At 72.3% G+C, this 9,323-nt stretch carries 7 protein-coding genes and 1 pseudogene; 4 read left to right on the top strand and 4 right to left on the bottom strand.

Translation table 11 applies throughout. From position 1 onward, the window contains the following. The first annotated feature begins 497 nt into the window (after nucleotides 1-497). On the top strand, nucleotides 498-1,268 hold the full coding sequence (locus tag QSK32_RS05200) for an LLM class F420-dependent oxidoreductase (protein ID WP_045744798.1): 771 nt from the start codon (nucleotides 498-500) through the stop codon (nucleotides 1,266-1,268). A 44-nt stretch (nucleotides 1,269-1,312) separates the two neighbouring features. On the opposite strand, the gene QSK32_RS05195 is transcribed toward QSK32_RS05200, so the two are convergent. Then, complete coding sequence (locus QSK32_RS05195) at nucleotides 1,313-1,468, bottom strand: hypothetical protein (RefSeq protein ID WP_285471346.1); 156 nt, start codon at nucleotides 1,466-1,468, stop codon at nucleotides 1,313-1,315. On the opposite strand from QSK32_RS05195, the gene QSK32_RS05190 reads away from it, so the two are divergent. After that, nucleotides 1,463-1,708 carry an anthrone oxygenase family protein gene (locus QSK32_RS05190; RefSeq protein WP_285471345.1) on the top strand — a complete coding sequence of 82 codons (246 nt, stop codon included), beginning with the start codon at nucleotides 1,463-1,465 and terminating at the stop codon, nucleotides 1,706-1,708. The two genes, QSK32_RS05195 and QSK32_RS05190, sit on opposite strands and share 6 nt — an antisense overlap. Before the next feature lie 515 nt (nucleotides 1,709-2,223). On the opposite strand, the pseudogene QSK32_RS05185 reads toward QSK32_RS05190, so the two are convergent. Beyond that, a pseudogene (locus tag QSK32_RS05185) lies at nucleotides 2,224-2,586 on the bottom strand (sigma-70 family RNA polymerase sigma factor); the annotation flags it as partial. A gap of 227 nt (nucleotides 2,587-2,813) precedes the next feature. Here QSK32_RS05185 and QSK32_RS05180 point away from each other — a divergent pair. Beyond that, nucleotides 2,814-3,311, top strand: coding sequence for a sigma-70 family RNA polymerase sigma factor (locus QSK32_RS05180; RefSeq protein ID WP_045744796.1), 498 nt, complete (start codon nucleotides 2,814-2,816; stop codon nucleotides 3,309-3,311). A 9-nt stretch (nucleotides 3,312-3,320) separates the two neighbouring features. Here QSK32_RS05180 and QSK32_RS05175 read toward each other — a convergent pair whose 3' ends face one another. After that, nucleotides 3,321-3,941 carry a hypothetical protein gene (locus QSK32_RS05175; RefSeq protein ID WP_052720815.1) on the bottom strand — a complete coding sequence of 207 codons (621 nt, stop codon included), beginning with the start codon at nucleotides 3,939-3,941 and terminating at the stop codon, nucleotides 3,321-3,323. Continuing rightward, a complete protein-coding gene (locus QSK32_RS05170; RefSeq protein ID WP_285471326.1) occupies nucleotides 3,938-4,870 on the bottom strand; it encodes a hypothetical protein in 933 nt (310 codons plus the stop codon). The genes QSK32_RS05175 and QSK32_RS05170 overlap by 4 nt, the downstream gene beginning before the upstream one ends. A gap of 112 nt (nucleotides 4,871-4,982) precedes the next feature. On the opposite strand from QSK32_RS05170, the gene QSK32_RS05165 reads away from it, so the two are divergent. Then, nucleotides 4,983-9,317, top strand: coding sequence for an FtsK/SpoIIIE domain-containing protein (locus tag QSK32_RS05165; protein ID WP_285471325.1), 4,335 nt, complete (start codon nucleotides 4,983-4,985; stop codon nucleotides 9,315-9,317). Nucleotides 9,318-9,323: the final 6 nt, after the last annotated feature.

The following is a 9,323-nucleotide window of genomic DNA, read 5'->3' as shown; positions in this document are numbered from 1 at the left end:
TCAGCTCACCGAGGTGACCCGGCGCGAACGGCCCGGCAGCTACCGAGACGGTACGGGTTATGGCAATCTGATCAGTCAAGCGGAGTTCCTGGTTCTGGGTTGTCTTGGAGTGACAAACCTTGATACCGGAACTCCGCTTCTTACTCCCCGATCAACACACCCCTTGACCAGCCACACCAACGCCTAACTGAACGGCGTTGCGTCTAGACACGTTTCGCAGTCAGGGTCTGCCTCTGTGGTGATTTCGGGCGCTCAGCACGCCCGAATTCACCACACCGCCACGGGTGTGAACGAACACCTCGTCGGCAGGACGACGATGCTGTACGGCGACGTCCGCATCGGTCCCGGCAGCATCATCGTTCGGGGTGCCGACCCACCGCTACCCAAGGCATCTCAGCCCCCGAAGCCCCGGCGATCACGCCACCCGCGGGGTTGAACCGGCAGGTTCGCAACGATCGGGCCGCAACGGGACCGTACCGGGACGTAGGCTCGGCCATATGATCGATAGGCAGGTTCGGATCGGGCTGCAGCTGCAGCCGCAGCACATGGACTACGCGACCATCCGTCGCACCGCGTCCGAGGCCGAGGACCTCGGCGTCGATGTGCTGTTCAACTGGGACCACTTCTATCCGCTGTACGGGGAAGCCGACGGCCTGCACTTCGAGTGCTGGACGATGCTCGCCGCCTGGGCCGAGTCGACGTCACGGGTGGAGATCGGCGCCCTGGTCTCCTGCAACAGCTACCGCAACCCGGAACTCCTGGCCGACATGGCCCGCACCGTCGACCACATCTCCGACGGGCGCCTCATCCTCGGCATCGGCTCCGGCTGGTTCGAACGCGACTACACCGAATACGGCTACGAGTTCGGCACCGCCGGCAGCCGCCTCGACGACCTCGCCGTCTCACTGCCGCGCATCGAATCCCGCTGGAAGAAGCTGAACCCGCCGCCCACCCGCGACATCCCGGTCCTCATCGGCGGAGGCGGCGAGAAGAAGACACTGCGCCTCGTCGCCAAACACGCCAACATCTGGCACAGCTTCGCCGACGTCGAAACCCTCAAACACAAACTCGGCGTGCTGCACGGCCACTGCTCCGATCTGGGCCGCGACCCGTCCGAGATCGAAGTCTCCGTCGTCGGCAAGCCGGAGTCACGCGACGAGATGTACGCCCTCGGCGCCCGCCTCTTCACCGTCAGCACCGGCGGCCCCACCCCCGACCTCACCGAACTCCGCGAATTCATCACCTGGCGCGACAAGCTCAACGCCTGAACGGTCGGCGCGGACGACGGTGAGGCGACGGCCGTCGTCCGCGATCACGTGACGCGTGGCTCCGGCGGCGCCTCCATCGGCCGGTCGAAGTCGGTGCCCGTCTGATCGGGCATCCACCGGCCCCACGCGTGGAGTTGGCGCCCGACGGCCGCCGTCTCCCGGCCGAGGGGTGTGAGCAGGTAGCCGGTGTCCTTGTGCACCAAGTGCAGGAGCCGTTCCTGGTCACGCGCTGGGGCAACGTGCCGATCAACAGTGAGATCCGTGGCTGGTCCGCCACGGATCCACCGGCCGACTGGGCCGAGCGCCTGCAACGCCGGCAGGTTTTCCACGAGGTACGCACCGCCGCCGCCATCGGCGCGTTCATCGTCCTGCTGCTGGTGACCGTGAGCGTGCGGGGCGCCGTTCCCGCGACCACGGAAGCCCGCGACAGCGCCGCATGACCAGATTGCCCTGGGCGATTCCCGGATTCCGGCCTCTCGACCGGACCACTCGGCCGCGGGGCGAGAACGAGATCCGGCAGAGATCGATTTCGACGGAGAGGGGTGCGGTCGGCTTCACGACACCGGTGAAGACATCGCGGCGTACCCCGGTCGAGGCGCTGTCGTGCCGCGGCCTGATCCTTCGGACCTGCCCGGTGACCCCGCCGATCGTGGTTCGGGTCGCCGAGCTGCGAACCGGGGGCGCCCTGCGGATCCGGTCCGGCCGGAGGACGGCGATCGTCCTCGTCCCGGACAGTGGCCTGATCGGCGACTACGGGCGGGGGAAAGACGCGGATGACCGGGGCAGGCCGGGTCTGGGGCGGGCCGACCCCCTGCGCCGGGGCCGGGCAGGGGAGGCCACCGCCGTCCCGGAGAGCCGTGCCCGGCTCGTCACGATCCGGACGGCCACCGAGGGACGCCCGCAGGGTACGCAGGGCGTAGTGGCCGCGGGACTTGACCGTTCCCGGCGGGATCCCGAGCGCCGCGGCGGTCTGGGCGACCGTCTCGCCGTGCAGGTGAAGGCGTTCCAGCACGGTCCGGTGGGCGGGTGGCAGTTCGCGGAGCGCCTCGGCCACCACCATTCTGTCGACCACCCGGCTCGCGTGATCACCGGTCCGCATCGTGCTCTCCGGCGCGCCCAGGGTCTCCGGTGGCCGCGCGTTGCGGGCCCGGACCTGGTCGACGACCAGGTGGCGGACCACGGTCAGCAGCCAGCCGCGCACCGATCCGCGCCCGTTGACCAGCACGTCCGGGTGCTGCCAGGCGCGTAGCAGCGCCTCCTGGACGGTGTCCTCGGCGAGGGCCGGGTCACCGGTCAGCTCGGTGGCGTACGCCAGCATCGCTCGCCGGTGTTCCCTCCACACCAGCCCGATCGTCGCCTCGTCGGCGACCGTACCCATCCCGCGGGACATGCCATCGAGGACGGATGGACGGCACGGGAGTTCACCGGGTGTGACGTATTCCCCCGGATTTCATCCCACGATCGGGCCCGGCGTCGAACCGGATCCCGCGCCGGCCCGTGTGGACGGCGGCCGGTCCGCGTTCCGGCCGGACGGGAGTTCCGAGGATGATCGACCACGCTTTCACCAGCGAGATCCACGATCGGCACGGCCTGGCACTGTTCCGTTTCGCCCGAACCCTGACACTCGGCGACTCGTACGCGGCCGAGGACATCGTCCAGGAGACCCTGGTCCGCGCCTGGCGGCACGCGAAACGGCTGGACACCGCACCCGCGGAGCTCCGGCCGTGGCTGTTCACCGTGGTGCGCCGCCTGGCGATCGACGGGCACCGGGCCCGGCGGGCCCGTCCGGCCGAGATCGAGGAGGACGACATGCTCACCCGGCCGGTTCCGGACGGCACCGACCACACCCTGGACCGCCAGATCGTCCGGGAGGCCCTGCTGACTTTGGAGCCGCAGCATCGTGATGTGCTCGTCTACCGGTACCTCCTCGATCTCAGTGTCGAGGAGACCGCGGCCGAGCTGCACATCCCCACCGGCACGGTGAAGTCCCGCAGCAGCAAGGCGCTACGGGCGCTGCGCGCGGTGCTGACCATCGACGGGTGACCGGCCGGGTCAGACATCGCCGGGCCGGATCGCCGTCAGCCGCAGCTCGCCGCCGTTCACCTCGACGACCTGGCCGGTCAGGTCGTCCGGCAGGCTGCTCGGCTGCCCGTCGACCCAGCCGATGCCCGCCGATCGCCGGTCCGGCAGGACGATCACGTCGGCCCGTACCTTCTTGCCGTTCACCTCCCCGGCGGCCCGGTAGATCCCGGCGGGCGCGGACGCGGGCGGCAGTGCGAACGTGACCTGCTTCCCGCCGACCCGGGCGGCGCCGGCCAGTGCGCCGTTGCTCACCCGCGCGTCCAGCACCGCGCCGTCGTCCCCGGTGAGCAGCAGGCGGTCGCCGCCGGAGACGCCGGTCATCCACGCCTCGCGGCTGCGGCCGTCGGTGAGGTGGGCGATCGCGCTGTTCTCCCAGACGTGGACGGCCACGGTGAACCCGCTGTCCTCGGTCTCCCCGATGAACCGGGCCTGTTCCGGAGGAGCCGGCGCCGCGGAAGAGGCCGGAGGAGAAGAGGCGGGAGGAGAAGAGGAAGGAGAAGAGAACGAGGGAAGAAAGATCACGCCCAGTACGGCGATCAGGGCCACCGACAGCACACCGATCAGGCCGATCAGGACGGTGCGGCGGGTCATCGGATTCCCCCGGTGGAGTCGACGGGCAGCCCGAGCGCCCCGGTGTCCAGGCCGCCGTCCGCGCGGACCTCGAGACGCCACGCCGCATGGTCGACCTCGCCGAGCACCAGCACCGCGCCGCCGGCCGGGACGGTCTGCCCGGACGACTCGGCCCGGAACTGGTCCGCGCCGATCACCGCGAGCCGCCGTGGCTGGTCGGGTTCGGCGGCGGCCCGCCCGTCGTCGAGCAGTTGGAAGATCTGGGTGGCCCCGGTCCGGGCGGCGGGTTGTTCCCGGCCGCCGCGCTGTGCCTCGGCGAGGGTGGCGGCCAGCCGCAGCCGTTCCGGGCGGGCGCCCGCCAGATGGGCGCGGAACCCGGCGGCGACGTCACCGGTCAGGGTGATCTCGGCGTCCCGGCCGACCGGGCCGGTGAGCAGTTCGGTCAGCAGCCGCAGCGTCAGCCGGCCGACCTGCGGGGCCGGGCCGGCCAGCGAGACCGGTCCGGCCGCGCGGGCCAGGTTGACCAGCACCCGGCGGTCCTCGTGCAGGCCGAGCGAGACCACCAGCGGGTAGGGGTGGGAGTCGGCCGGGATCTGTCCGCCGGTCTGCCGTCCGGCCCGGGGCAGCGTCCACGCGGTGCCGTCGCCGTCGCCCTCCCACGGCGGTGGTGCTTCCGGCTCGTACGCGGCCAGCCGCAGTGTGACCCGGTCGGCGGCGCACTCGACCGCATACACGTCGGGGAAGTCACGTCCGGCCCGGTCGCAGGCGGTGACCAGGACCCGCAGCGCGCGGTCGACCTCGTCCAGCGCCACCGCACCGGTCACCGCCGGGCCGGCGCTCGCCCGTGCCCGGCCGCCGCCCGGCGTACGCCGCAGCTCGATCACCAGCAGCACGATGGCGATCAGCAGCAGCACGGCGATTACCACCGCGGCGATGACGGGTGCGGTCATGGATTCTCCTGACGACCGGAACGGATGAGCCCTCGTATCCGACTACGGAGGCCGGGCCGATCGGGTTCTCCGGGAGAAGAACGGGTTTCCGGCCCCCGCCGTAGAACAAGACATGCGACTGATGTTCACCGTCGTCGACGACGCCGGCGACACCCGCGACCTGCACCTCGACGCCGACCCGGAGACCAGTGCCGCGACGATCGCGGCGGCGCTCGGCGTACCCGTCCTCTATGTGGACGGTGTCCCGGTCCCGCCGGGGGTGACCCTGCACGAGTCCCCGCTGCGTGATGCCGCCGTGGTGGGGACCGCGCCCGGCACCACCGCCACCACGGCCGAGCCACGCGGGGTGGTCGAGATCCGTACGGTGTCCGGGGTGGGCGCGGGCGCCGTCCGCCGGCTGGACATCGGTGACTACCACGTGAGCGTGACGTCCGGTGGGGGTGTGCTCATCGGCCGGTTCCCGCCGGGCGGCCGGGCCCTGCGCCTGCGGGTCGAGCCCGGCGGGCGCTGCCTGCTGACCCCGCCGTCCGGGCCGCCGTCGGCGGTACGCCTGGACCGCCAGGAGCTGACCGGTCCGGCACCCTGGCCGGTCGGCGCCTGTCTGGAGATCGGCGGTGCGCTGCTGGAACCGGCCCGGCCCGAGCAGCCGGACGCCGCCCTGCAACCGTCGGACGACGGCGGCGGCCTGGACTACAACCGTCCGCCCCGGCTGGTCCCGCCGACGTCGCCGACCGAGTTCGCCCTGCCGGTGCCGCCCGGCGATCCGGAGCGGCGCCCGTTGCCGTACATCGCGGCTGTCGCGCCCCTGGTCTTCGCGGTCGCCGGGGTGTTCATCTTCAACCGGCTCTCCGCGCTGCTGTTCGGTCTGCTCTCGCCGCTGGTGATCATCGGGAACTATCTGAGTTCCAAGCGCAGCGGCAAGATCAGTCACCGGGAACGGGTCCGGCGATACGAGGCGGACCGGGACCGGATCACCGCGGCGGCCCGCGACGCCGTGGTCGCCGAGCGGCGGGCCCGCCGGGACGCCTTCCCGGATCCGGCCGCGCTGCTGCTCACCGCGATCGGCCCGCGCCGCCGGTTGTGGGAGCGGCGGCGTACCGACGACGACTTCCTCACGCTGCGGGTCGGCACGGCCGATCAGCCGTCCGCGGTCCTGCTCGAGGATCCGACGGCCGACCGGCACGAGCGGCGGCTCACCGAGGACGCCTACGACGTGCCGGTCACCGTGGATCTGCGCCGGATGCGGGTGCTCGGCATCGCCGGGGCGGGCCCGGCCGCCGCCGCGGTGACCCGGTCGGTGATCGGCCAGGCCGTGGTGCTGCACAGCCCCCGTGATCTCAAGCTCTACGTGCTGACCGGCCAGGCCGGTGAGCGGGTCTGGTCGTGGGTGCGCTGGCTGCCGCACGTACGCCCGGAACCGGGCCAGGACATCGCCGCCACGATCGGCACGGGCACCGAGACCGTCGCCGCCCGGGTCGCCGAACTGAGCATGTTGATCGAGGCTCGGGTCGCGGCCGGGTCCACGACCTGGGCGGACACCGTCCTGGTGGTCTTCGACGGGGCCCGGCGGCTGCGGTCCCTGCCCGGGGTGGTGCGGATCCTGCGGGACGGCCCGGCGGTCGGGGTGCACTCGATCTGTCTGGACGCCGAGGAACGGCTGCTGCCCGAGGAGTGCCTGGCGGTGGTCGCCGAGCAGCGCGACGGCCGGGTCACGGTGGGGCGGTCCGGTGAGAGGTCTCTTCCTTCGGTACGCGTGGACGCGGTGGAACCCGAGTGGACCGGTGCGATCGGCCGTGTCCTGGGTGCGTTGCGTGACCCGGGCGGCGGCGACGTGGTCGACTCGGTGCTGCCCGCCTCGGTACGCCTGCTCGACGTGATCTCGATGGACCGCCCGGCGGCCGAGGCGGTGGCCGCACGCTGGCGGGCCGGTGGGCGTACCACCTCGGCGATCATGGGAATCTCCCTGGACGGCGCGTTCGCCCTGGACATCCGCCGGGACGGCCCGCACGGGCTGGTCGCCGGCACCACCGGTGCGGGCAAGTCCGAGCTGTTGCAGACGCTGGTGGCGTCGCTGGCCGCCGGGAACCGGCCGGACGCCATGACGTTCGTGCTGGTCGACTACAAGGGTGGTTCGGCGTTCAAGGAGTGCGTCGCCCTGCCGCACACCGTCGGCATGGTCACCGACCTGGACACCCACCTCGTCGAACGGGCCCTGGTGTCGCTCGGCGCCGAGCTGAGGCGGCGGGAACACATCCTGGCGGCGGCCGGTGCCAAGGACATCGAGGACCACATCGACCTGGCCGACCGGACTCCGGGACTGGTCCCGCTCCCCCGGCTGCTGATCGTGATCGACGAGTTCGCGTCGCTCGCCCGGGAACTGCCCGACTTCGTCAAGGGCCTGGTGAACATCGCCCAGCGGGGCCGGTCGCTCGGCATCCACCTGATCCTGGCCACCCAGCGTCCCGGTGGTGTGGTCTCACCGGAGATCCGGGCCAACACCAACCTGCGGATCGCGCTGCGGATGACCGACAAGAGCGAGAGCACCGACGTGATCAACTCACCGGAGGCGGCGTCCATCCCGAAGAGCGCGCCGGGACGCGCGTACGTGCGGCTGGGTCAGAACACGCTGATCCCGTTCCAGGCGGCCCGGGTCGGTGGGCGGCGTCCCGGCACGGTCCAGGCCGTCACCGAGGAACCCTGGATCCGCCCGGCGCTCTGGCAGACCCTCGGCGAACCGGCGCCGCCGCGACCCCGGCCGGTCGCGCCGGCCACACCGTCCGCCGAGATCGTCACCGACCTGGCCGACCTGGTCACGGCGATCCGCGGGGCCACCAGCGCTCTCGGCATCGATGAACAGCACAGCCCGTGGCTGCCCGCGCTGGGTGAGATCGTCGGGCTGGACGAGCTGCCGGTGCTCCCGTCGCACGGCTACGATCTTCCGCCCGCAGGCTTCGGCCTGGCCGACCTGCCCGCCGAACAGACCCGGCTGCCGCTGACACTCGACTTCGCCACGCTGGGCCACCTGCACGTGATCGGCTCACCGCGGTCCGGCCGGTCGCAGGTGCTGCGGACCGTCGCCGGGGTGATCGCCCGGACCTACCGTGCCGGCGACGTGCACCTGTACGGCATCGACTGCGGCAACGGGGCGCTGCTGGCGCTCGAAGCACTGCCGCACACCGGGGCCGTGGTGCAGCGTACCCAGCCGGACCGGATGGCCCGGCTGATCACCCGGCTCACCGGCGAGGTGGCCCGGCGCCAGGAGCTGCTGGCCCGCGGCGGCGCGGCCGACCTGCCCGAACTGCGCCGGGCCATGCCCGCGCAGGACCGGCCGCCGCACGTGGTGGTGCTCTTCGACAGGTGGGAGGTCTTCGACAGGACCCTCACCGAGTACGACGGCGGCGCCCTGCTCAGCGGCATCCTCGCCCTGTTGCGCGAGGGCGCCAGCGTCGGCGTCCACATGATCATTGCGGGCGACCGGTCGATGTTCTCCACCCGGCTCACCGCGACCACCGAGGACAAACTGGTGCTCAAGCTCAACGACAAGTCCGAGTACATGATGATCGGCGTACCCCAGCGGTCGGTCCCGGACGAGATCCCACCCGGCCGGGCCATCCGGGCCGGCGACAAGTCCGAGGTTCAGATCGCCCTGCTGCCCGGTGCGGCGAGCGGTCAGGCGCAGGTCGCGGCCCTGCAGGCGATCGCGGCCGAGAGCACCGCCCGCGACGCCGGCCTGCCCGCCGGGTCCCGCCCGTTCCGGGTCGATCAGCTGCCCGACCGGCTCACCCGGTCCGAGGCGGCCAAGTACGTTCCGGTGCCCCGGCCCGGCCCGCTGTGGGCGCTCGCCGGCGTCGGCGGCGACGAACTGACCGGCAAGGGCCCGGACCTGGCGGTGAACCCGGGCTTCCTGATCGGCGGGCCGCCCCGGTCCGGCCGCAGCACCGCGCTGCTGACCATGGCGCTGTCCCTGCTGGAGGCGGGCACGTCGCTGGTGGTCGCCGCCCCGCGCCGGTCACCGCTGCGCGACCTGGCCGGCCGGGCCGGGGTGCTCGAGGTGTTCACCGGCGACGACGTGCCGAAGGCCCGGCTCACCGAGATCCTCACCGGCACGGCCGAACCGGTCGTGCTGGTGATCGACGACGCCGACAACCTGGCCAAGTCGGCCTCCGACGCGATCTTCACCGAGATCGCCCGGACCGGCGCGGAGAACGGGCGCGCCCTGATCGTGGCCGGGCAGACCGACCGCCTGCTGTCCGGGTTCTCCGGCTGGATCCCGGAGCTGCGGCGCACCCGGCAGGGCCTGCTGATCAGCCCGCAGGCGCCCGGTGACGGCGAGCTGATCGGCGGCAAGGTGCCGCGCAGCCGGCTCGGTGGGAGCAGAGCCGGCCGGGCCTTCCTGAGCGACGGCAGCGGACGGCTGACCACGATCCAGATCCCCGAGGGGTCCTGACCACCG

Source organism: Actinoplanes sp. NBRC 101535 (assembly GCF_030269225.1).
Taxonomy (GTDB): domain Bacteria; phylum Actinomycetota; class Actinomycetes; order Mycobacteriales; family Micromonosporaceae; genus Actinoplanes; species Actinoplanes rectilineatus.
This window is presented reverse-complemented; position numbering and strand designations above follow the sequence as displayed.